At 63.2% G+C, this 22,617-nt stretch carries 21 protein-coding genes and 1 pseudogene; 11 read left to right on the top strand and 11 right to left on the bottom strand.

What is annotated here, in order from left to right:
- Positions 1 to 11 precede the first annotated feature (11 nt).
- From acnB to ACHWUQ_RS07415, 5 genes are all read right to left on the bottom strand, one after another.
- On the bottom strand, positions 12 to 2,597 hold the full coding sequence (gene acnB, locus ACHWUQ_RS07395) for a bifunctional aconitate hydratase 2/2-methylisocitrate dehydratase (RefSeq protein WP_394680751.1): 2,586 nt from the start codon (positions 2,595 to 2,597) through the stop codon (positions 12 to 14).
- Positions 2,598 to 2,667: 70 nt separating this feature from the next.
- Positions 2,668 to 3,261 carry a hypothetical protein gene (locus ACHWUQ_RS07400; protein ID WP_239808932.1) on the bottom strand — a complete coding sequence of 198 codons (594 nt, stop codon included), beginning with the start codon at positions 3,259 to 3,261 and terminating at the stop codon, positions 2,668 to 2,670.
- Positions 3,262 to 3,314: 53 nt separating this feature from the next.
- Positions 3,315 to 4,301 (bottom strand): HpcH/HpaI aldolase/citrate lyase family protein, encoded by a 987-nt coding sequence (locus ACHWUQ_RS07405; RefSeq protein WP_394680752.1) that lies wholly within the window; start codon positions 4,299 to 4,301, stop codon positions 3,315 to 3,317.
- Positions 4,302 to 4,313: 12 nt separating this feature from the next.
- Complete coding sequence (gene tam / locus ACHWUQ_RS07410; RefSeq protein WP_373450664.1) at positions 4,314 to 5,102, bottom strand: trans-aconitate 2-methyltransferase; 789 nt, start codon at positions 5,100 to 5,102, stop codon at positions 4,314 to 4,316.
- 16 nt (positions 5,103 to 5,118) lie between these two features.
- Positions 5,119 to 6,105, bottom strand: coding sequence for a malate dehydrogenase (locus ACHWUQ_RS07415; RefSeq protein ID WP_394680753.1), 987 nt, complete (start codon positions 6,103 to 6,105; stop codon positions 5,119 to 5,121).
- A gap of 277 nt (positions 6,106 to 6,382) precedes the next feature.
- Between ACHWUQ_RS07415 and ACHWUQ_RS07420 the strand changes: the two genes are divergently transcribed.
- The 8 genes from ACHWUQ_RS07420 to ACHWUQ_RS07455 all read left to right on the top strand — a co-directional run bounded on the left by ACHWUQ_RS07420 (position 6,383) and on the right by ACHWUQ_RS07455 (position 14,351).
- Entirely contained in the window at positions 6,383 to 7,177 is a 795-nt protein-coding gene (locus ACHWUQ_RS07420) for a GntR family transcriptional regulator (RefSeq protein ID WP_394680754.1), read from the top strand.
- A gap of 135 nt (positions 7,178 to 7,312) precedes the next feature.
- Positions 7,313 to 7,747: a succinate dehydrogenase, cytochrome b556 subunit gene (sdhC, locus tag ACHWUQ_RS07425; RefSeq protein WP_312415071.1), complete on the top strand. Its 435-nt coding sequence runs from the start codon at positions 7,313 to 7,315 to the stop codon at positions 7,745 to 7,747.
- Between the two features lie 42 nt (positions 7,748 to 7,789).
- On the top strand, positions 7,790 to 8,155 hold the full coding sequence (sdhD, locus tag ACHWUQ_RS07430; protein WP_239808937.1) for a succinate dehydrogenase, hydrophobic membrane anchor protein: 366 nt from the start codon (positions 7,790 to 7,792) through the stop codon (positions 8,153 to 8,155).
- 22 nt (positions 8,156 to 8,177) lie between these two features.
- The gene (gene sdhA / locus ACHWUQ_RS07435) at positions 8,178 to 9,983 is read left to right on the top strand and encodes a succinate dehydrogenase flavoprotein subunit (RefSeq protein WP_239808938.1); all 1,806 of its coding nucleotides are present in this window, start codon (positions 8,178 to 8,180) and stop codon (positions 9,981 to 9,983) included.
- A 31-nt stretch (positions 9,984 to 10,014) separates the two neighbouring features.
- A complete protein-coding gene (locus ACHWUQ_RS07440; protein ID WP_021026927.1) occupies positions 10,015 to 10,719 on the top strand; it encodes a succinate dehydrogenase iron-sulfur subunit in 705 nt (234 codons plus the stop codon).
- A 15-nt stretch (positions 10,720 to 10,734) separates the two neighbouring features.
- Positions 10,735 to 11,028 (top strand): succinate dehydrogenase assembly factor 2, encoded by a 294-nt coding sequence (locus ACHWUQ_RS07445; RefSeq protein ID WP_394680755.1) that lies wholly within the window; start codon positions 10,735 to 10,737, stop codon positions 11,026 to 11,028.
- A 20-nt stretch (positions 11,029 to 11,048) separates the two neighbouring features.
- Entirely contained in the window at positions 11,049 to 12,359 is a 1,311-nt protein-coding gene (locus ACHWUQ_RS07450; protein ID WP_239808941.1) for a citrate synthase, read from the top strand.
- A 132-nt stretch (positions 12,360 to 12,491) separates the two neighbouring features.
- On the top strand, positions 12,492 to 14,351 hold the full coding sequence (locus tag ACHWUQ_RS07455) for a phosphoethanolamine transferase (RefSeq protein ID WP_394680756.1): 1,860 nt from the start codon (positions 12,492 to 12,494) through the stop codon (positions 14,349 to 14,351).
- On the opposite strand, the gene ACHWUQ_RS07460 is transcribed toward ACHWUQ_RS07455, so the two are convergent.
- Complete coding sequence (locus ACHWUQ_RS07460) at positions 14,348 to 15,538, bottom strand: PA0069 family radical SAM protein (protein WP_394680762.1); 1,191 nt, start codon at positions 15,536 to 15,538, stop codon at positions 14,348 to 14,350. The two genes, ACHWUQ_RS07455 and ACHWUQ_RS07460, sit on opposite strands and share 4 nt — an antisense overlap.
- A 266-nt stretch (positions 15,539 to 15,804) precedes the next feature.
- Between ACHWUQ_RS07460 and rnk the strand changes: the two genes are divergently transcribed.
- Entirely contained in the window at positions 15,805 to 16,218 is a 414-nt protein-coding gene (gene rnk / locus ACHWUQ_RS07465) for a nucleoside diphosphate kinase regulator (RefSeq protein ID WP_133858575.1), read from the top strand.
- 6 nt (positions 16,219 to 16,224) lie between these two features.
- Here rnk and ACHWUQ_RS07470 read toward each other — a convergent pair whose 3' ends face one another.
- Positions 16,225 to 17,409 carry an acyltransferase gene (locus tag ACHWUQ_RS07470; RefSeq protein WP_312807647.1) on the bottom strand — a complete coding sequence of 395 codons (1,185 nt, stop codon included), beginning with the start codon at positions 17,407 to 17,409 and terminating at the stop codon, positions 16,225 to 16,227.
- 209 nt (positions 17,410 to 17,618) lie between these two features.
- Here ACHWUQ_RS07470 and ACHWUQ_RS07475 point away from each other — a divergent pair, with 209 nt between their 5' ends.
- On the top strand, positions 17,619 to 18,203 hold the full coding sequence (locus tag ACHWUQ_RS07475; protein WP_239808945.1) for a GbsR/MarR family transcriptional regulator: 585 nt from the start codon (positions 17,619 to 17,621) through the stop codon (positions 18,201 to 18,203).
- A gap of 1 nt (position 18,204) precedes the next feature.
- A complete protein-coding gene (locus tag ACHWUQ_RS07480) occupies positions 18,205 to 18,666 on the top strand; it encodes a hypothetical protein (RefSeq protein WP_394680757.1) in 462 nt (153 codons plus the stop codon).
- Here the strand turns inward: ACHWUQ_RS07480 and ACHWUQ_RS07485 are convergent.
- From ACHWUQ_RS07485 to ACHWUQ_RS07500, 4 genes and pseudogenes are all read right to left on the bottom strand, one after another.
- On the bottom strand, positions 18,663 to 19,229 hold the full coding sequence (locus tag ACHWUQ_RS07485; RefSeq protein WP_394680758.1) for a hypothetical protein: 567 nt from the start codon (positions 19,227 to 19,229) through the stop codon (positions 18,663 to 18,665). The two genes, ACHWUQ_RS07480 and ACHWUQ_RS07485, sit on opposite strands and share 4 nt — an antisense overlap.
- Before the next feature lie 164 nt (positions 19,230 to 19,393).
- Positions 19,394 to 20,383, bottom strand: coding sequence for an NAD(P)H-dependent flavin oxidoreductase (locus ACHWUQ_RS07490; protein ID WP_394680759.1), 990 nt, complete (start codon positions 20,381 to 20,383; stop codon positions 19,394 to 19,396).
- A 106-nt stretch (positions 20,384 to 20,489) separates the two neighbouring features.
- Positions 20,490 to 22,283, bottom strand: a complete 1,794-nt coding sequence (locus ACHWUQ_RS07495; RefSeq protein WP_394680760.1) for an acyl-CoA dehydrogenase — start codon at positions 22,281 to 22,283, stop codon at positions 20,490 to 20,492.
- A gap of 173 nt (positions 22,284 to 22,456) precedes the next feature.
- Positions 22,457 to 22,617 (bottom strand): annotated as a pseudogene (locus ACHWUQ_RS07500) (electron transfer flavoprotein subunit alpha/FixB family protein); the annotation flags it as partial.

Here is a 22,617-nt window from a genome sequence, read left to right on the forward strand (position 1 = left end):
GGCCAAAAGGCTTAGATCTTCTCGGCCACCTCGGCGTATTCCGAGATTTCGTTGAAGTTCATGTAGCGGTAGACGGAGGCCTTGTCGGCATCGATCACGCCCATTTCCTTCAGGTACTCTTCCTTGGTCGGCAGCTTGCCGATGCGCGATGCGATCGCAGCCAGCTCGGCAGAGCCCAGGAACACATTGGTGTTCTTGCCCAGACGGTTGGGGAAGTTGCGGGTCGAGGTCGAGATCACCGTGGCGCCTTCACGCACCTGGGCCTGGTTGCCCATGCACAGCGAGCAGCCGGGCATTTCGGTACGGGCACCCGCGGTACCAAAGGCGGCGTAGTGGCCTTCCTTGATGAGTTCGCTCTGGTCCATCTTGGTGGGCGGTGCCACCCACAGCTTGACAGGGATGTCACGCTGGCCGCCCAGCAGCTTGGCTGCAGCGCGGAAGTGGCCGATGTTGGTCATGCACGAACCGATGAAGGCCTCATCGATCTTGGTGCCCGCCACCTCGGACAGGAACTTGGCGTCGTCCGGATCGTTGGGGCAGCAGACGATAGGCTCCTTGATGTCGGCCAGATCGATCTCGATGATGTGCGCGTACTCGGCGTCCTTGTCGGCTTCGAGCAGATCGGGCTTGGCCAGCCAGGCTTCCACTTTCTCGATACGGCGCTGCAGGGTCTTGGCATCGTCATAACCGTCGGCGATCATGTTCTTCATCAGAACGATGTTCGAGGTCAGGTATTCCTTGATCGGCTCGGGGTTGAGCTTGATCGTGCAGCCAGCGGCAGAGCGCTCGGCCGACGCGTCGGACAGCTCGAACGCTTGCTCCACCTTCAGGTTGGGCAGGCCTTCGATTTCCAGGATGCGGCCGGAGAACTCGTTGATCTTGCCGGCCTTGGCGACGGTCAGCAGACCAGCCTTGATCGCGTACAGCGGAATCGCGTGCACCAGATCGCGCAGGGTCACGCCCGGCTGCATTTCACCCTTGAAGCGCACCAGCACCGATTCAGGCATGTCCAGCGGCATCACGCCCGTCGCGGCACCGAAGGCCACCAGGCCCGAGCCTGCGGGGAACGAGATACCGATAGGGAAACGGGTGTGCGAGTCACCGCCGGTGCCGACGGTGTCGGGCAGCAGCAGGCGGTTGAGCCAGCTGTGGATCACGCCGTCACCAGGGCGCAGGGCCACGCCGCCGCGGTTGCTGATGAAGTTGGGCAGTTCGCGGTGGGTCTTGACGTCCACCGGCTTGGGGTAGGCCGCCGTGTGGCAGAAGGACTGCATCACCATGTCGGCGGAGAAGCCCAGGCAGGCCAGGTCCTTCAGCTCGTCACGGGTCATCGGGCCGGTGGTGTCTTGCGAGCCCACGGTGGTCATGCGCGGTTCGCAGTAGGTACCGGGGCGCACGCCCTGGCCTTCCGGCAGACCGACCGCACGGCCAACCATCTTTTGCGCCAGGGTGAAGCCGGCCTTGGATTCGGCAGGCGCCTGGGGCAGACGGAACACGGTGGACGCGGGCAGGCCTAGCGCTTCACGCGCCTTGGCCGTCAGCGAGCGGCCGATGATCAGGTTGATACGGCCGCCGGCACGCACTTCGTCGAGCAGCACATCGCTCTTGAGCGAGAACTCGGCGATGGTCTCGCCGTTCTTGACGATCTTGCCGTCGTAGGGCAGCACATCGATGACATCGCCCATCTCCAGCTTGGAGACGTCCACTTCGATCGGCAGCGCGCCGGAGTCTTCCTGTGTGTTGAAGAAGATCGGAGCGATCTTGCCACCCAGGGTCACGCCACCAAAGCGCTTGTTGGGCACAAAGGGAATGTCCACACCCGTGCCCCAGATGATGGAGTTGGTAGCAGACTTGCGCGAAGAACCGGTGCCGACCACGTCGCCGACGTAGGCAACCAGGTTGCCCTTCTTCTTGAGCTCTTCGATGAACTGCATCGGGCCGCGCTTGCCATCTTCCTCGGGCTTGAAGGCCGCGTCAGGGCGCGTGTTCTTCAGCATCGCCAGGTAGTGCAGCGGGATGTCGGGACGGCTCCAGGCATCCGGTGCGGGCGACAGGTCGTCGGTGTTGGTCTCACCGGGCACCTTGAACACGGTGACGGTGATCTTCTTCTCGACTTCGGGGCGCGACGTGAACCACTCGGCATCGGCCCAGCTTTGCATCACTTCCTTGGCCTTGGCATTGCCGGCCTTGGCCTTGTCGGCGACGTCATTGAAGAAGTCGAACATCAGCAGCGTCTTCTTGAGCGCATCGGCAGCCACGGCTGCCACGTCTGCGTCATCGAGCAGCTCGATCAGCGGATGAACGTTGTAACCACCTACCATCGTGCCCAGCAGCTCGGTGGCCTTGGCCTTGGAGATCAGCGCCACTTTCAGGTCGCCGTGTGCCACGGCAGCCAGGAAGGAAGCCTTGACCTTGGCGGCATCGTCCACGCCTGGCGGCACCCGGTGGGTCAGCAGATCGAGCAGAAATGCTTCTTCACCGGCAGGCGGGTTCTTGATCAGCTCGATCAAGTCAGCGACCTGCTTGGCATCCAGCGGCAGTGGGGGGATGCCCAGAGCGGCACGCTCAGTCACATGGTCGCGGTAGGCTTTCAACATACGTTCTCCGGTTCTCTATTTCAATGGTGGGGCGCTCGCAAGGCGTCGGGCATCCGCGCCGCTGTTCTTATCAGCGGCCGTTGCCTTCAAACAGTGCGGCAGGTGGGTTTTTCTTGATGGCTTCGGCAACCTGGTTCTGCTCGGGGCTCATGCACTCGTCGGCCAGACGCTGACCGAGCTTGCGGTTGATCAGCATGGACTTGTTGGCCACCTGCAGCCACATGGCGCCTGCGTGCTGGTCTTCCAGGCGGATGGTGCCGGTGGAGGTGGACACCGGTGCCATGTGGTACTTGAAGCCCTTGCCTTCAACGAAGAAGTAGCCGGGGTTGACCGAGTCCTTGGCGATATTGATCGAGGCGCCCAGCTCGCAGTTGATGCGGCCCTGGTAGACCTGCTCGGCGATGGCCAGTTCGGCAGGGGTCAGCGTCTGCTGGGCGGGAATGGCGGCGGCCGCAGTGGCGGCGCCGGCGCCCGCGGCGACCGCAGCACCCTTTTTGGCAGTGGCGGCACGCTTGGCAGGGGCCTTTTTGGCCGGTGCCTTCTTGGCCGCAGTGGTTTTGGCAGCCGCTGGCTTGGCAGCCTTTTTCTCTTGCGCCTGCACACTGCCCATGGCCAGAGTCAATGCAGGAACCAAGACCAACAAAGAAATCACGCGATTTTTCATAACAACTCCCGCGATACAACGCAAGAAACAGGAAAAGGGCTGGACCCGGATGGTTACAGCCACTCCCGCACTGTACCCGGCAACGGACAACCCGTCTGCGCAGCACGCTCCAAAATTTGCCAAAAGTAACGATAACTTGCACGGTCATGCAAGACCCCATCGACGCTGATCGGCGCCCATTGCGCGTCTGCCGCCGCCCGCACGATGCGGGCCGCTTCATCGACCTGGCTCTGCGTCGGCGCGAAGGCCTGCAGGATGGGCCGGATCTGCGCGGGGTGGATGCTCCACATGCGGGTGTAGCCCAGCTCGCCATAGGCGCGGCGGGCTGCCTGCTCCATCGCATCGGGATTCTTGAACTCGGTCACCACGCAGTGCGACGGCACCTTGCCGTAGGCGTGGCAGGCGGCGGCGATCTCCAGCTTGGCGCGCAGCACCAGCGGATGCGTGAACTGGCCTTGCACGCCCATCGCGCTCGAAGGGATGGCGCCGCCATGGGCAGAGACAAAATCCATCAGGCCAAAGCTGATGCTCTGCACACGGGGGTGGGCCGCAATCTCGAACGCGCGGTGCACCGCCTGGGGCGACTCGATCAGCGCATGCAGCGGCACCGGGGTGCTGGTAGCCGCCTGCAGCAAGCGGTCGACCTTGTCGATGTCATCGGCCGACTCGACCTTGGGCACCATGATGTGGCACAGCTGCTCGCCTGCCTCACCGGCGATGGTGGCGATGTCTTCGGCCAGCGCCGCGTGGTCGGCCGCATGCACGCGGGCGGCCACACGGGCACCGGGCGCAGCGCTCTTGGCGAGCGAGGCGACCAGCTGGGCATGGGCCTTTTCCTGGCCGACGGCCGCGCCGTCTTCACAATCCAGGGTCACATCGAACACGCAGCGGCCAAACTCTTCCATCATCTGCGCCTGGAAGGCCAGGCTCTTGCGCATGCGGTCTTCCACGCCACTGTAGTGGTCGCAGACCGGCAATGCCAGGGCCCCGGACTGGGCGCCGAGCAGTACCTGTGCAGGATGGATGGCGGAAACACTCATGGCTACTGATCGTCAGATGGGGCGGCGGGCCACCAAAAACAAGCGGGGAAAGGCCAGCAGGCGCCGGCCATCGCTGCGCAGGCTGTAGGCAGCATCGATGCGGCGGGTGTATTCGGCCACAAAGCTGGTTTGCAGCTCGGCACGCAGAGGCTGGAGAAACGGCCGCAGACCGGTGCCACGAACCCATTGGACAATCGCCTCCGCACTGTCCATTGGGTGCTGGTACGCCGTACGCCAGGCATCCACCTGCGCACCACGGGCCAACACATCGTAGTAATCATTCAAAGACAGCAAATCCGTGCGCAACGCATGCGGATCACCGATCTCTGCAGCCCAGGGCTGCAGCGCTGCCACTTCACGCATCAGACGGTGGGTGGGCTCATCGCGGTTGTCCGGCATCTGCACGGCCAGTACGCCACCGGGCGCCAGCATGCCCATCAAGCGGGGCAGCAGCTGCGCGTGGTCCGGCACCCATTGCAGGGCCGCATTGGCAAAAATCAGGTCGGGCAAACGCCCGTTGTGCAGTGGAGCCTGCCAATGGGCGATGTCACCCTGCTCAAAATGCACATGCGCAAGACGCTGGCGCGCAGCGGCCAGCATGTCTTGCGACTGGTCGACACCCAGCACCCGTGCATGCACGAAGCGCTGGGCCAGCAGCTCGGTGGAATTGCCCGGCCCGCAGCCCAGATCCACCACATAGGCGGCATCGTCGGGCAGGGCCACGCGCGCCAGCAGCTCGGCGGCCGGGCGCGTGCGCTCGTCCTCGAACCGGCTGTAGAGCTGGGCATTCCATGCAAGCATGCGGGTCGGCCTTGGATTACAGCAGGTGCTTGACGCCGTCCTGCTCGCCTTGCAGCTCAGCCAGGGTCTTGTCGATGCATTCTTGCGAGAATGCGTCGATTTCCAGACCTTCGACGATCTTGTATTCGCCGTTTTCGGTGGTCACGGGGAAGCCGAAGATGATGCCGGCAGGAATGCCGTATTCGCCATTCGAAGGCACGCCCATGGTCACCCATTCGCCCGCCGAGCCCAGGGCCCAGTCACGCATGTGGTCGATGGCGGCGTTGGCAGCCGATGCTGCCGACGACAGGCCACGAGCGGCAATGATGGCGGCGCCACGCTTGCCCACGGTGGGCAGGAACACGTCCTTGTTCCAGGTCTGGTCGTTGATCGCTTCCTTGACCGACTTGCCGTCCACGGTGGCGAAACGGTAGTCGGCGTACATCGTTGGCGAGTGGTTGCCCCAGACGGTCAGCTTGCGGATGTCGCCCACCTTGAAGCCGCCCTTGGCAGCCAGCTGGGAAGCAGCGCGGTTGTGGTCCAGGCGCAGCATGGCGGTGAAGTTCTTCGCGGGCAGGTCCGGAGCCGACTTCATCGCGATGTAGGCATTGGTGTTGGCAGGGTTGCCCACCACCAGCACCTTGACGTTGCGCGAAGCGACAGCGTTCAGGGCCTTGCCTTGGGCGGTGAAGATCTGGGCATTGGCAGCCAGCAGGTCAGCGCGCTCCATGCCTGGGCCGCGAGGACGGGCGCCCACGAGCAGTGCGTAGTCGGTGTCCTTGAATGACTGCAGCGGGTCGCTGTGGGCTTCGATACCGGCCAGCAGAGGGAAAGCGCAGTCTTCCAGCTCCATGATCACGCCCTTGAGCGCGTTCTGTGCCTTTTCGTCAGGAATTTCCAGCAGTTGCAGGATGACAGGCTGGTCCTTGCCCAGCATTTCGCCCGACGCGATGCGGAACAACAGGGCATAACCGATTTGACCAGCGGCACCGGTAACGGCGACACGTACGGGCTTCTTGCTCATGGGAAAACTCCAGAAAATAGAAATGAGGTGTCCAAGCAGGCCAGCATCGGAGAACGTGTCAAACGACTGGAATCAGCGATCGGGAGGCCCCGATGGCAGGTCTGTAAACAGCGCGTAAGTGTACTCTTGAACAGATCACTCAGTCAATTTGTCTTATGTCTTATATAAGATATGATTGGCCTCTGATGCGCTATACAATGCGCGCTGTAATTTTGAACCGTTGGATGTCACATCCACCGTGACACCCGAGAGATTGAATCTCTCCCAAGACAAGCGCATGACATCTTCCACCCCCAATGCAAACGACACCGGCATCCCGTCCGCTGGCGACAGTGTGGGTGGTGCGACCCCTGCTTTCAGCCCGCTCTACCAGCAGATCAAGGGCCTGATCCTGCAAAGCCTGGAGGCTGGCGCCTGGAAACCCGGCGAGATGATCCCCAGCGAGATGGAGCTGGCAGCGCGCTACCGCGTCAGCCAGGGCACCGTGCGCAAGGCCATCGACGAGCTGGCCGCCGAGAACCTGCTGCTGCGCCGCCAGGGCAAGGGCACCTTTGTGGCCACCCATGCCGAGCGCAATGTGCAGTACCGTTTCCTGCGGCTCCTGCCCGACAGTGGCGACCTCAATGAGGAAGGCCCTGCCCAGCGCAACATCATCTCCTGCCGCAGCATCAAGGGCCCCAGCGAGATCTGCAAGCTGCTGCAGGTGCCCACCGGTGAATCGCTGATCCATGTGCGGCGCGTGCTCGTGTTCGCAGGCATTCCGACGATTGTCGAAGACATCTGGCTGCCCAGCAGCAGCTTCAAGGGCCTGTCGGCCGAGCAGATGCGCGACTACCCCGGCGCCACCTATGCCATGTTCGAGGTGGAATACGGCGTGCGCATGGTACGCGCCCAGGAAAAACTTCGCGCCGTGCTGCCCGATGCCGCCCAGGCCCAACTGCTCAATGTCGACGCGCACACCCCATTGCTCAGCGTGGAGCGCGTTGCTTACACCTATAACGATGTTCCCATGGAATTACGACGAGGTCTTTATCGGACGGACACCCACCATTACAGCAATACCCTGAGCTAATGCACCGGTCAAGTCAGAGTAGTCACCACGGGGTTAAAGAGAAACCCTTAGACCTGCGCGCTGCATTGCAATAAAATTTTGCAGGTTTGCGCCTAGCGATTACATAGCAGTTACATCCACGAAAGTTTTCACACCATGACAGATACCACGAAGAAGCGGCCCGAGTTTCGCAATATCAACCCTTTGTCGGACCTCACCACCTACCGCTTGCCGCTGGCCGGCAAGCTGTCGATCCTGCACCGCGTCAGTGGTCTGGTCATGTTCTTCCTGCTGCCTTTCGTGATCTGGCTGCTCGACACCTCGATCTCCTCCGAGTTCTCCTACGCCCGCTTCACCGCCGCCTTCAACACCGGCGCTGGCATCTTCCCGGGCTGGTTCATCAAGCTGGCCGTGCTGGCGCTGATCTGGTCCTACCTGCACCACTTCTGCGCCGGCCTGCGCCACATCTGGATGGACGTCTCGCACAAGGCGGTCAACAAGGAATTCGGCAAGAACTCGGCGCTCGCCTGCTTTGTCATCAGCCTGGCGCTGACGGCCATCCTGGGCGCCAAGCTGTTTGGCCTGTACTGATCGCCCACGACTGCATTCACTGATAAATAGAAAGGATTCCCCATGTCCGTCAATTACGGCTCCAAACGTGTCGTGACAGGTGCCCACTACGGTTTGCGCGACTGGCTGGCCCAGCGCGTGACCGGTCTGCTGATGGCCCTGTTCACCGTGGCCCTGCTGGTGCAGGTGCTGATGATCAAAGGCCCCATCGGCTACGAACAGTGGGCAGGCATCTTCGCCCACCAGTGGATGAAGTTCATCACCGTGGGCACGCTCGTCGCGCTGGCCTACCACGCCTGGGTCGGCATGCGTGAAATCTTCATGGACTACATCCAACCCGTCGGCCTGCGCCTGGTGATGCAGATTTTCGTGCTGGTCTGGCTGGTCGGCTGCCTCGGCTGGGGCCTCCAGGTTCTGTGGCGTCTGTGATACCCGCGATTGAAAGAGAACAATGAGCTATACAAAAGAGAACATCACCAAGCGCAAGTTTGATGTCGTCATCATCGGCGCTGGCGGATCGGGCCTGCGCGCTGCGCTGGAACTGTCCAAGGCCGGCCTGTCCGTGGCCGCCTTGTCCAAGGTTTTCCCCACCCGCTCGCACACCGTGGCAGCGCAAGGTGGCGTGTCTGCCTCGCTGGGCAACATGTCGCCCGACAACTGGGAATGGCACTTCTACGACACCATCAAGGGCTCGGACTGGCTCGGTGACCAGGATGCGATCGAGTTCATGTGCCGCGAAGCACCCAAGGTGGTGTACGAGCTGGAACATTTCGGCATGCCTTTCGACCGCAACCCCGACGGCACGATCTACCAGCGCCCGTTTGGCGGCCACACCGCCAACCACGGCGAAAAGCCGGTGCAACGCGCCTGCGCTGCCGCTGACCGTACCGGCCACGCGATGCTGCACACGCTGTACCAGCAGAACGTCAAGTCCAAGACCAACTTCTTCGTCGAGTGGATGGCACTGGACCTGATCCGTGATGAATCCGGTGACGTCATTGGCGTGACCGCGCTGGAGCTGGAAACCGGCGATCTGTATGAGCTGCACGCCAAGGCAGTGCTGCTGGCCACCGGCGGTGCAGGCCGCATCTTCCAGGCATCGACCAACGCTTTCATCAACACCGGCGATGGCCTGGGCATGGCGGCACGTGCAGGCATCCCGCTGCAGGACATGGAGTTCTGGCAGTTCCACCCCACCGGCGTGGCCGGCGCGGGCGTGCTGCTGACCGAAGGCTGCCGTGGTGAAGGCGCCATTTTGCGCAACAGCGACGGCGAGCGTTTCATGGAGCGCTATGCGCCCACCTTGAAGGACCTGGCTCCGCGCGACTTCGTCTCGCGCTCGATGGACCAGGAGATCAAGGAAGGCCGTGGCTGCGGTCCGAACAAGGACTACATCCTGCTGGACATGACCCACCTGGGTGCAGAAACCATCCGCAAGCGCCTGCCGTCGGTGGAAGAAATCGGCCACAACTTCGCCAACGTGGACATCACCAAGGAGCCGATTCCTGTGGTGCCTACGATCCACTACCAGATGGGTGGTATCCCCACGAACATCAACGGCCAGGTCGTTGTCTGGGACGGTCAGGAAAACAAGGTGGTCAACGGTCTGTACGCGGTGGGTGAATGCTCCTGCGTGTCGGTGCACGGCGCCAACCGCCTGGGCACGAACTCGCTGCTGGACCTGCTGGTCTTTGGCAAGTCGGCCGGCAAGCACATCGTCAACTACGTCAATGGCTATGGCGAATTCAAGCCCATGCCTGAGAACGCATCGGACTTCTCGCTGTCGCGCCTGAACAAGCTCGACGAGTCGAGCAGCGGTGAATACGCGCAGGACGTGGCCAATGACATCCGCGCCTGCATGCAACTGCACGCCGGCGTGTTCCGTACACAAAAGAGCATGGACGAAGGGGTCAAGAAGATTGCCGACATCCGCGCCCGCGTTGGTGGCGTAACCTTGAAGGACAAGTCCAAGGTCTGGAACACCGCCCGCATGGAAGCACTGGAAGTCGCCAACCTGATCGAGGTGGCACAAGCGACGATGGTTTCGGCCGCCGCCCGCAAGGAATGCCGTGGCGCCCACACCGTGGACGACTACGAACACCCCGCCGATGATCCCAAGTACCCACTGGGCCGCAATGACATCGACTGGCTCAAGCACACGCTGTGGTACAGCGCTGCCAACAGCCTCGAGTACAAGCCCGTGCAACTCAAGCCGCTGACCGTGCCGTCGGTACCACCCAAGGTTCGTACCTTCTAAATCCACGCAGCCCACGAAAGAACATCCCAAAATGAAGCGTACTTTCAAAATCTATCGCTACGATCCCGATAAAGATGCCAAGCCGTACATGCAAACCGTGGAGGTGGAACTCGACGGTCACGAGCGCATGCTGCTGGACGCACTGGTCAAGCTCAAGGAACTCGATCCGTCGATCTCCTTCCGCCGCTCCTGCCGCGAAGGCGTCTGCGGTTCGGACGCGATGAACATCAACGGCAAGAACGGCCTGGCGTGCCTGACGAACATGAACACCCTCAAGGGTGACATCGTCTTGAAGCCTCTGCCCGGTCTGCCGGTCATCCGCGACCTGATCGTGGACATGACCCAGTTCTTCAAGCAATACCACTCGATCAAGCCCTACCTGATGGCCGACAGCTTTGTCGCCAACGAGAAGGAGCGCCTGCAGTCGCCCGAAGAGCGCGAAGAGCTCAACGGCCTGTACGAGTGCATTCTGTGCGCCAGCTGCTCGACCAGCTGCCCATCGTTCTGGTGGAACCCCGACAAGTTCGTGGGCCCTGCCGGTCTGCTGCAGGCCTACCGCTTCATCGCCGACAGCCGCGATGACCATACCGGTGAGCGCCTAGACAACCTGGAAGACCCCTACCGTCTGTTCCGCTGCCACACCATCATGAACTGCGTGGACGTGTGCCCCAAGCACCTCAACCCCACGAAGGCGATTGGCAAGATCAAGGAACTGATGGTTCGCCGTGCGGTGTAAGAACCAGATTGAGCAATGATGGAAAACGAACTGCTGGATGAACGTGCGCGCGACCTGCTGCGCTGGCGCAGCCGCCGAGGGCTGGTGGAGAACGACATCTTCGTCGAGCAGTTCTTCCGCACATACGGAGCAAGCCTGAATGTCCGCCAGGCGCAAGGGCTGACCACTTTGATGAACCTGTCGGACAACGACCTGCTGGACTTGCTGCTCAAGCGCAAGGAACCAACAGGCGACCTCGACACGCCAGATGTTCATGAAGTGCTGGAGATGCTGCGCAGCCTAAAACCACGCGCATCTCTTGCGGACTAACTCGAGAAGGAACCAGTTTTATGAAACTAGCAGACAACAAAGCCACGCTATCGTTTAGCAACGGCGCAGCAAGCGTAGACCTTCCCGTCTACCAGGGCTCGATCGGCCCGGATGTCATCGACATCCGCAAGCTGTACGCGCAGACCGGCATGTTCACGTACGACCCCGGTTTCCTCTCGACGGCTGCCTGCCAGTCGGCCATCACCTATATCGATGGTGACAAGGGCGAGCTGCTGTACCGCGGCTACCCCATCGAGCAGCTGGCCAAGAACTGCAACTACCTCGAAACCTGCTACCTGCTGCTGTACGGCGAGCTGCCCAATGCAACGCAGAAGGCCGAGTTCGAAGACACGGTGACCAAGCACACCATGGTCAACGAGCAGATGCAGTTCTTCCTGCGTGGTTTCCGCCGCGATGCGCATCCGATGGCCGTTTTGACGGGCCTGGTGGGCGGCATGTCGGCCTTCTACCATGACAGCACCGACATCACCAACCCTGAGCACCGCAACATCGCTGCGATCCGCCTGATCGCCAAGCTGCCTACGCTGGTGGCCATGGCCTACAAGTACGGCACGGGCCAGCCTTACATGTACCCGAAGAACGACCTGTCCTATGCAGGCAACTTCATGCGCATGATGTTTGGCAACCCTTGCGAAGACTATGTGGTGAACCCTGTGGTGGAGCGCGCGCTCGACCGCATCTTCATCCTGCACGCAGACCACGAGCAGAACGCGTCGACTTCGACCGTGCGCCTGTGCGGCTCCTCGGGCACCAACCCGTTTGCCGCCATCTCCGCTGGTGTTGCCTGCCTGTGGGGCCCTGCCCACGGCGGTGCCAACGAAGCCTGTCTGAACATGCTCGAAAGCATCCAGGCCAATGGCGGCATCGCCAAGGTCGGTGAGTTCATGGAGCAGGTCAAGGACAAGTCCAGCGGCGTCAAGCTGATGGGCTTTGGCCACCGCGTCTACAAGAACTACGACCCACGCGCCAAGCTGATGCAGGAAACCTGCAACGAGATCCTGGCCGAGCTGGGCCTGGAAAACGATCCGCTGTTCGCACTGGCCAAGCAGGTCGAGAAGATCGCGCTGGAAGACGACTACTTCGTCTCGCGCAAGCTGTACCCGAACGTCGACTTCTACTCGGGCATCGTGCAGCGCGCCATCGGCATCCCCGTCAAGCTGTTCACCGGCATCTTCGCACTGGCCCGTACCGTCGGCTGGATCGCCCAGCTCAACGAGCAGATGGCCGATCCCGAGTACAAGATTGGCCGTCCACGCCAGCTGTACACCGGCTCGGTGGTGCGCGACGTCAAGCCTATCGCCCAGCGTTGATGGGACGCAGCCAGGCAGCCCATGCGCCGCCTGGCACTGCGCCGCAACCCTTTGGAAACCCGCTACGGCGGGTTTTTTTACGCCTGCTGACGCATTAATCGCTTGTTAAGCTGGCGCGCCGACGATGGCGGGATGAATTTCTTTGCCCGGTTTATCACTTCCACAGGCAAGGCCGCCGGCACGGCGGCATTCCCGCCCCATCCGGCCGACCTGCCCTTCAGCGCTGACTTGGCCACCACCACCCCCCACCAGCCGCCGCGGCCCGTGTGGCTGTGGAGCCTGGTCGTCAGCCTGTGGCTGGCCAGCGTAGGCAACCTGGCCTTGTGGAAAGCGATATCGCAGGCCGAAGGCCTGAGCAGCGCCCAGCAGTGGGTATTGGGAGCGAGTCTGGGCCTGGCCATTGCATGCGCCTGCTGGGCGTTGCTGACCCTGATCAGCTGGGGCCGTGCGGCCAAGCCGGTGATGGCCGCGCTGTGCTGGATCTCCGCCTTTGCGGCCTGCTTCATGCTGAACTATGGCATCGCCATTGATGCATCGATGCTCACCAATGTGCTGCAGACCGACGTCAAGGAAGCGGCGGACCTGCTGCACTGGAGCCTGTTTGTGACCGTCGGCGCCATCGCCATTCCCCCCACCTGGTGGATCTGGCGCCAGACCCTGCCCCGGCACCATGGCTGGCGCCCGGTACTCCAGCAGCTGGGCATGGTGCTGCTGGCCGTGCTGGCGATGGTCGTCGTCGTGATGGCAGGCTTCAGACCCATCTCGTCGGCCATGCGCAACCACACCAATCTGCGCTACATGATGAACCCGCTGTCGACCGTCTATGCCGCAGGCAACCTGGTGGCCCAGCAAATCCACCACCGCGACACGACCCTCTACCCGATTGGCGAAGACGCCAAGCTCGGTGCCAGCTATGCGGGCCAGACCACGTTTCCGATCTATGCACTGGTGGTCGGCGAGACAGGGCGCGCGGGCAATTTTGCCGTCAATGGCTATGACCGGCCTACCACGCCTTTGCTGTCTGCGCGCGACGATCTGGCAGTCGCCACCAATGCCTGGTCCTGCGGCACCAGCACCGCCGTGTCGGTGCCCTGCATGTTCTCGCACCTGGGGCGCAGCAGCCAGAACAGCGACAAGTCCTATGAAAACCTGCTCGATGTCTTGCAGCGTGCCGGCCTGGCCGTGCTGTGGGTGGAGAACCAATCGGGCTGCAAGGGCGTCTGCACCCGCGTGCACAACGCCAACACCGAGTCCGACCTGCCCGCCGCCGCCCGCAAGGCGCTCTGCCAGGACGGCGAGTGCGTGGACATGGCCTTGCTCGAAGGACTGGACGAGCGCATCAATGCGCTGCCCGCCGAGCAACGCGCCAAGGGGGTCGTCCTGGTGCTGCACCAGATGGGCAGCCATGGCCCGGCCTACTTCAAGCGCTCGCTGGGCGAGGACAAGCGTTTCAGCCCCGAGTGCAATAACGTCAATCTGCAGTCCTGCGACCGCGCATCGCTGGTCAACGCCTATGACAACAGCGTCGTCGCCACCGACCGCATGCTGGGTGGCCTGATCGGCTGGCTCGCCAGCAAGGGCCAGCGCCAGCCCACCGCGATGATGTATGTGGCCGACCATGGCGAATCGCTGGGCGAGAACAACCTCTACCTGCATGGCCTGCCCTACTCCGTCGCGCCCGATGTGCAAAAGCGTGTGCCCTGGATCACCTGGCTGTCGCCCGCGATGCAGCAGCGCATGGGCATGCGCACCAGTTGCCTGCAGCAAGCGGTGGCCACCGCCCGCATCAGCCACGACAACCTGTTCCACTCGATGCTGGGCCTGACCGATGTGCAGACCGCGCTGCACCAGGCCGATCTGGATATTTTTGCCAGCTGCAAGGGCCGCTCTGCACCGCCTGCAACCTTGGCGCACCTGGCGTCAGCCTCTGCACCTGCAAGCGTTGCAACCGCGCAGCCAGCCAATGGCACTGCTGCACGCAAGCGCGGCTAAAACAGGTTTCCCTGCCCTGGGTGTGGCGCCTGCGCGGCGCCCACTTGCCGCGGCAGCAGCAGCTGCCGGGCGCGCCAGGCCTCAAAACCGCGCCAGTCCATCTCCAGCCGCTCGCGCCCATAGCCCAGTTGCGCGCAGGCGCGCACAAAGCGCTGGCGCACCAGGTCGGCCCAGAGGCCCTGGCCCTTCATGCGGCTGAAGGACTGGCTGTCGTAGCTCTTGCCGCGCAGCCGGTCGGCCTCGCTGATCTGGTGCAGGTCGCGCACCCGCTCCATCACCCGGGCGGCGCGCTGCGGGTAATGGGCCTGCAGCCACTGCTGGAACACGCCATTGAGCTCCCAGGGTAGGCGCAGCACGGTGTAGAAGGCGGTGCTGGCACCGGCCTCGCGCGCGGCAGCCAGCACCTCTTCCATGTCCTCGGTCAAAAACGGAATATGCGGCGCCACGCTCACCCCCACCGGGATGCCTGCCTCGGTCAGCCGGCGTATCGTGCGCAGCCGCCGGTGGGGGGCCGCTGCCCGTGGCTCGAGCAGGCGGGTGAGCTGCGGATCCAGGCTGGTGATGGTGATGTAGACCGCCGCCGCGTTCTTGCGCGCCGCTGCAGCAATCAGGTCGATATCACGCTCCACGGCGCTGCTCTTGGTGATCAGCGAGAACGGATGCTCGGCCTCGCTGAGCACCTCGATCAGCTGCCGCGTCAGCCCCAGCTCCCGCTCGATCGGCTGGTAGCAGTCGGTGGCGGAGCCGATATTGAGCGAGGCAGGCTGGTAGCGCGGGCGGCTGATCTCAGCCTTCAGCACCTGGGCAATATTGGTCTTGGCAAACAGCTGGGTTTCAAAATCCAGCCCGGGCGAGAGATTCAGGTAGCTGTGGTACGGCCGGGCATAGCAGTAGATGCAGCCATGCTCGCAGCCCCGGTAGGGGTTGACCGAGTGATCAAAGAAGATATCGGGTGAGTCATTTTTCTGGATCGCGCTGCGGGCCCGCTCCTCATGCACCTGGGTCGGCAGGCTTTCGGCGTCCTGCTGCCACCAGGCGCCTTCTTCCAGATGCTGGTCTGCATCGCCTGCAACAGGCGCCGCAGCGGTGGCAGGGGTCCAGCCATCGTCGGCCCATTCCCGCACATCGCTGGCAAAGCGGTGGCGGGGGGCGCCTACTGCGCCCCGCCCCTTGCGGGCCACCGGCAGCGGCACCCGCACTGGCACAGGCCCATCCAGCTCGTCCGCGCAGCGCTGCAGCGCCTGCGGGTCTTCCCGCGCGGCAGCGTTCAAGGTATTGGTGGAGGGATGGCGGGCAGGCATGGTAACTGTTTTTATATACAGTATTTCCATGCATTGTGCGCGATCTGGAGGGGCCGTGCAAGCGCCGAGAAAACCAGGGCTATTCGCACCGTTTTGGTGCGAAATGGGGCATGGCCTACATTCGGGGATTACATACTCCGGAGGAAGTTTTCATGTCTCGCAAACCCCAACTCATCCTGTCATCCCTGGATGTGGACCGCCTGGAAGCATTGCTGGAAGCGATGCCAGCCAGTGCCTTCCCTGGCAAGGCGGATCTGGAGGCCGAGATTGCCCGTGCCGATATCGTGGAGCCGACCGATATCCCACCGGATGTGGTGACGATGAACTCCACGGTGAACTTCGATATTGCCGAATCGGGCAAGCAGTTCCAGCTGACCCTGGTCTACCCCAAGGACCTGGACGACACCAGCAGCAAGATTTCGGTATTTGCACCGGTGGGCAGTGCACTGCTGGGCCTGTCGATTGGCAATGAACTGGCCTGGCCATCGGTGGGCGGAAAAACCATGACGGTGCGCGTGACCGGCATCAGCTACCAGCCCGAGCGGGCTGGCGATCTGCACCGCTAGCAATCCCTACATCGACAAGCGCGCGCCGACCAGGCTGACCAGCAGGCCGGCACCGACCAGACCCAGCTCCCAGCGGGCCACCGAACGCAGGCTGGGCGTACGCGCCTCGACACCCAGGTAAAGCGCGCGCCCGGCCAGCAGCGACAGCGCAAAGGCCAGGCCCATGCCCAGCCAGTTCAGCCAGGGCTGGCTCGGCCAGACATGCGAGACCACCGCGTTGCACAGCACCACGATCGAAAAGTGCACCAGAAACACCGAGTAACCCATTTGGCCCAGCGACTGCAGCCAGCGCACCGGCGCCTGGCGGCCCAGCCAATCGACCAGGCGGCTGTCCGAAGGCACACGCATCAACCACAGCAGTGCCACCGCGCCACACAGGGCCACCGCGATGCGCAGGCGGAAATCCACCTCCAATGACAGCAGGCCCAGTGCCAGCAATGCGGCCGTCCAGGACCAGGGCTTGGCACTTTGGCTGCCCCAGAAGGCCAGCATGCCCATGCCATAGGCGCCGATAAAGTAGACAAACCACATGTCCAGCTCACTGTGGCGGTTGAGCACCAGCAGCGACAGCGCCGTCATCGCCAGAACCACCCACTGGCCCAGTTGCAGGCCCAGCCACTGGCGCGGCCAGCGGCGGCTGAATGCGAACAGCAGCGTCACCGCCGCAAACAGCTGGAAGTCGATGGCAACATACCAGACGCCTGCCGACAGCGCATCTTCACCGCTGATGTCCTGCAGCATCAGCGCATTGGCGATCAACTGCTGCCAGGTCGGCTCGGCGGGTACCGATTCATGGGCAAACCAGGGCCGCACCAGCGCTGCGATAAGCACCGCCAGCAACAGCGCGACGGAATAAGGCGCCAGCAGCCGCAGCGCGCGCTGGCCGATCTTGGCCAGCGGGCTGCCAAAGCGGGCCACGCCTTGGGGTGCCAGGCTGGCGGCCGACAGAAAACCACCCATGACCAGGAAAATCTGCACGGCGATGCGCGCATATTCCGCCAGCCACTCGATGATGCCGGGGGTGACTTGTGCTGCAACATCCGACATCGGGCCATAGAAAGCCAGGTGGTGCCAGACGATGGCAGCACAGCAAGCCCCTTTGGTCATGTCCAGCCACAGATTTCGTTTGTTATGGGTTGTGGTGGTAGGCAAGATAGTCTCTGGCCAGCTGATCCGCCATGGGCATGCCATCGCGGCGCAGTTTGGCAATGTTCTGACAAAGGTGTGGCACCGCGCGCGCAGTGCCACTCCATGTGTAACGCCGTTGTATCCGCTGCCGTTGACGGGGCGGCCCCGCTGATAGACCGAAAACTGCCGTCTTTACAAAGCGGCTATAGCAAGCGCCGGGCCATGGCGGCCTGGCGTTTCAGCTTTTCCAGAAAAAACCGATAATCAGCGCCATGAAACAAGCCCCAACGCCGCTGCCCGAGCTCACCCGCCAATTCGTGTCACATTTTGGCGAAATGGGCAGCCGCTGGGGCATCAACCGCACGGTAGGACAGATCTACGCGCTGATCTTTCTGTCGCCCCAGCCCATCAATGCCGACGAGATTGCCGAGGGCCTGTCGTTCTCGCGCTCCAATGTCAGCATGGGCTTGAAGGAGCTGCAATCCTGGCGCCTGGTACACATGCGCCACCAGCCGGGTGACCGGCGCGAGTACTTTGAAGCGCCGGCCGATGTCTGGGAAATCTTCCGCACCCTGGCCGAGGAGCGCCGCCGCCGCGAGATCGAACCCACCCAGTCGATGCTGCGCTCCGCGCTGCTGCAGGAAACCCATTCGGCCGACGAGCAATACGCCCAGCAGCGCATGCAGGAGATGTACGACCTGATCGACAAGCTGATGACCTGGTTTGACGATGTGCAGCGCCTCAACCCCGACACCGCCTTGCAGCTGATGGGCATGGGCAGCGCTGTCACCCGGGTGCTGACCATCAAGGACCGCCTGACCGGCAAGTCGCCCGCCCGCAAGGAAGGCAACGACTGAGATGCTGGCGCTGCAAACCCCGGCCGCCATTGCCGAGCGGCTCTGGCCCGGCACGGGCTGGCCTGCGCTGATGCCCGGCCATGGCCTGCCCCGCACCGAGATTGCCGGTGATTTCTTGCTGCTGGACCACCTCGAAGCCGCCGAAGAAACCTGGGGGCGCGATGCCCCGTTGGCGAACCTGGGCCAGGATTGGTGGGTGTTTGCCTGTTCTGGCACCGGCGACGCCTGGCTGTTGAGCCGTGACCAGCAGCAGACCGTCGCCTTCCTGGACCACGATGCCGGGCCTGATGCCCTGCCCCGGCTGCTCGGCATCGATGCCGGGCAATGGCTGCAGTTGGCCGATCTGATGGCCCAGCTGGAAGCGGCGCAAGACCAGGGTCTGGCGCTGGCGCCGCAAGCCTTGGCGCTGATGGAGCAACTGGCGCCGGGCTTATCCGCCCACTACCCCTATTCCCTGGTTTAACGCGTAGGCGCCGCCGTAGCCGTCTTGGGCGCCAGCACAATGCGCAGGCCTTGCTCCTGCACCTGCATGCGCTCGACCGTGTAGCCCAGGCCTTGCAGCAGCATGCGCTGGCTGGCCGGGAGCTCATAGACCAGCAGGCCTTGCAGCACCTGCTCGGCCAGGCGGGGGGCATAGGTCTGGAACATGCCCTGGTAGGCGGCAGGCACGCCCTGCATCTGCAACTGCTGCACGCGCACATTGTGCAGACGGATGCTGGCATCGGCATCGTGGAAGGCCAGGCCAAAGTCCAGGGTCATCTGGCCGGGGTATTCATTGCCCATCAGTTTTTCGGTCACCCAGATATCGAAGGCGGCACGCAGGCTGTTGCTCTGCGCCAGCAGCTCCACCTTGGGCTTTTGCAGCTGGATGACGACCATGCCCTGCCAGGAGCGGGCCAGCGGAAACTTGGCCGCGACCGCCTGCTGCAGCTGCGCCTGGCTGATGCGAATGCTGCGCGCACCGGCGGGCAGTGGGGCATCGGCCGCCTGCGCCACGCTGGCCGCAAGGCCGGTCCCTACGAACATGGCCGCTGCAGCCCATGCCAGGCAATGGCGGCGCGGCAGCAGCGGGGCAGGCCCTGGGGCAAAAAACAGATTCACCATCGCATCACACCGTAGCTGTCAAACGCGGTTCGACAGCGCCGCAGGGCCAAAGTTCAGCCCCGGCGGCCGGTGTTGGTATCTGCGCGTTACGCCGCTTGCGCAGCGGCAGGTAGGCGGCTTGGGCCGCCAGCCAGCAGCGCATCGCGGGCTTCGAAGTATTCGCGCTTGAGCCGGGCCACCAGCTCGGCGGCGGGCACCACCTGCTTGACAGCGCCAATGCCCTGGCCACTGCCCCAGATGTCTTTCCAGGCCTTGCGGTCCTTGCCAAAGCTCATCGAGCTGGGGTCGGAGACCGGCAGGTTGTCCGGGTCCATGCCGGCCGCACGGATCGACGGGCTCAGGTAGTTGCCATGCACGCCGGTAAAAAGGTTGCTGTAGACGATGTCGTCCGAGTTGGAGCTGACGATCATCTGCTTGTACTCTTCCACCGCGCGCGCCTCGTCAGTGGCTATGAAGGCCGAGCCGATGTAGGCAAAGTCGGCGCCCATGGCCTGGGCAGCCAGCACGGCGCGCCCATGCGCAATGCTGCCCGACAGCGCCAGCGGGCCGTCAAACCATTCACGGATTTCCTGCACCAGCGCAAACGGGCTCTTGATGCCCGCATGGCCACCGGCACCAGCGGCCACGGCGATCAGGCCATCGGCGCCCTTGTCGATGGCCTTGTGTGCAAAGCTGTTGTTGATGATGTCGTGCATCACCACGCCGCCCCAGGAATGGGCCGCCTGGAACACGTCCTCGCGCGCGCCCAGCGAGGTGATCAAAATGGGCACCTTGTACTTTTCGCACAGCGCCATGTCATGCTCCAGGCGCTCATTGGTCCGGTGCACGATCTGGTTGATCGCAAACGGTGCGGCGGGCTGGTCAGGGTGGGCGCGGTTGTGAGCAGCCAGGGTTTCGGTGATTTCGGCCAGCCAGTCATCGAGCTGCTCGGCCGGGCGGGCATTGAGCGCGGGCATGGAGCCGACAATACCGGCCTTGCACTGGGCGATCAGCAACTGCGGGTTGCTGACGATGAACAGCGGCGAGCCGATGACCGGAAAAGGCACGTTCTGCAACGCGCCGGGAAGCTTGGACATACAAGGTCTCCTTCAAATGGCTAAAGCCTTCTGCGCGGTCAGGGCGGCGCAGACCCCCGGCGCCTTGGCCAAGGCGCCGGGGCACTTCAGATGGGGGGCATGGCGCTCAGAAACTGTCCTGCGGCAGCGCCATCACCGGGGCCGCACCGTGCAGCACTTCTTCGCGCAATGCCGAGGTTTTTACCAAAATATGCGTGGCATAGAAATGCGCGGTTGTCACCTTGGCTTCGAGGAAAGCCTGGTCGCCCGCGCCCTGGCTGAGCTGCTGCTCGGCCGCCAGCAAGGCCCGGCCCATTTGCCAGCCGGCCACCAGATTGCCCGCCAGCATCAGGTACGGCACGCTGGCCGCAAACACATCGTTGGGCGCAGTCTTGCTGCCGGCGACCACGTAATCGACGACTGCCAAAAAGTCCTGCCGCGCCTGCGCCAGCGCACGTGCAAAGGCCTGGGCTGCGGCCGAGCTGCCGGCCTTCAGCGCCTGCTCGGTCTGCTCGATCTGGCTGGCGATGCCCCGCGCGGCCTGACCGCCATCGCGGGCCGTTTTGCGGCCCACCAGGTCATTGGCCTGGATGGCCGTAGTGCCTTCATAGATGGTCAAAATCTTGGCGTCGCGGTAGTGCTGGGCCGCACCCGTCTCCTCGATAAAACCCATGCCGCCGTGCACCTGCACGCCCAGGCTGGTGACCTCCTGGCTCATCTCGGTGCTGTAGCCCTTGATCAGCGGCACCATGAACTCATAGAAGGCCTGGTTGTCCTGGCGCACCTGCGCATCGGGATGGGCATGGGCGGCATCAAAGGCCGCAGCGGCCGTCAACGCCATCGCGCGGCAGCCTTCGGTATAGGCGCGCATTGTCATCAGCATGCGGCGCACATCCGGATGGTGGATGATGGTGGCGCTGCCGGCCACGCTGCCATCGACCGGGCGGCTTTGCACACGCTCCTTGGCAAAGGCGGCGGCCTGCTGGTAGGCCCGCTCGGCAATGGCCACGCCCTGCAGGCCGACCGCATAGCGGGCCGCGTTCATCATGATGAACATGTACTCCAGGCCCCGGTTTTCCTCGCCCACCAAAAAGCCGGTGGCCCCCCCGTGGTCGCCATACTGCAGCACACAGGTGGGCGATGCCTTGATGCCCAGCTTGTGCTCGATGCTGACGCAGTGCACATCATTGCGCGCACCCAATGTGCCATCGGCATTGACGAGGAACTTGGGCACCACGAACAGGCTGATGCCCTTGACGCCATCGGGCGCACCAGCCACCCGTGCCAGCACCAGGTGCACGATGTTCTCGGCCATGTCGTGCTCACCGTAAGTGATGAAGATCTTGGTGCCAAAGACCTTGTAGCTGCCATCGCCCTGCCGGTCCGCGCGCGTGCGCACCAGCGCCAGGTCCGAGCCGGCCTGGGGCTCGGTCAGGTTCATCGTGCCGGTCCACTGGCCGGAGACCAGCTTGTCCAGGTAGGTCGTTTTCAGCGCATCGCTGCCAGCCGTCAGCAAGGCCTCGATGGCGCCATCGGTCAGCAAGGGGCAGAGCGCAAAGCTCATGTTGGCGCTGTTGAGCATCTCCACACAGGCCGCGCCAATCGTCTTGGGCAAGCCCTGGCCGCCGGCATCGACCGGGTGTTGCAGGCCCTGCCAGCCGCCTTGCACATACTGCGCAAAGGCCTCCTTGAATCCCGCCGTGGTGCTGACCTGGCCGTCCTTCCAGGTCGAGGGCTGCAGGTCGCCCACCACGTTCAGCGGCGCCACCACCTCTTCGTTGAAGCGTGCACATTCCTCCAGCACGGCCTGTGCCGTCTCCAGCCCCGCTTCTTCAAAACCGGGAATCTGTGCCACCTGGTCGATACGGGCCAGGTGCTCCATTGCAAACAGCATGTCCTTGACTGGTGCCTTGTAGCTCATCGTTGTCTCCTCGTCTTATCGTTGCTTGTGGTTGGGGGGTGCGCTGCGCAGACAAAAAAGGCATCCCGCCAGGGGATGCCTTCTTCAGATGCTGCTGTCTGCCACCACGCTGCCCACCACATCCAAGCTCAGCAGGATGCTGTTGCAGTGTGGTGTGGTGGCAGGCACGTTATTTACAGCTTGCTGGCCATCTCGGGCACGGCGTCGAACAGGTCAGCCACCAGGCCGTAGTCCGCCACGCTGAAGATCGGCGCTTCTTCGTCCTTGTTGATCGCCACGATCACCTTGGAGTCCTTCATGCCCGCCAAGTGCTGGATGGCGCCCGAGATGCCCG

The sequence above is a fragment of the uncultured Comamonas sp. genome, from assembly GCF_964277875.1.
Lineage (GTDB): Bacteria > Pseudomonadota > Gammaproteobacteria > Burkholderiales > Burkholderiaceae_C > Comamonas > Comamonas sediminis.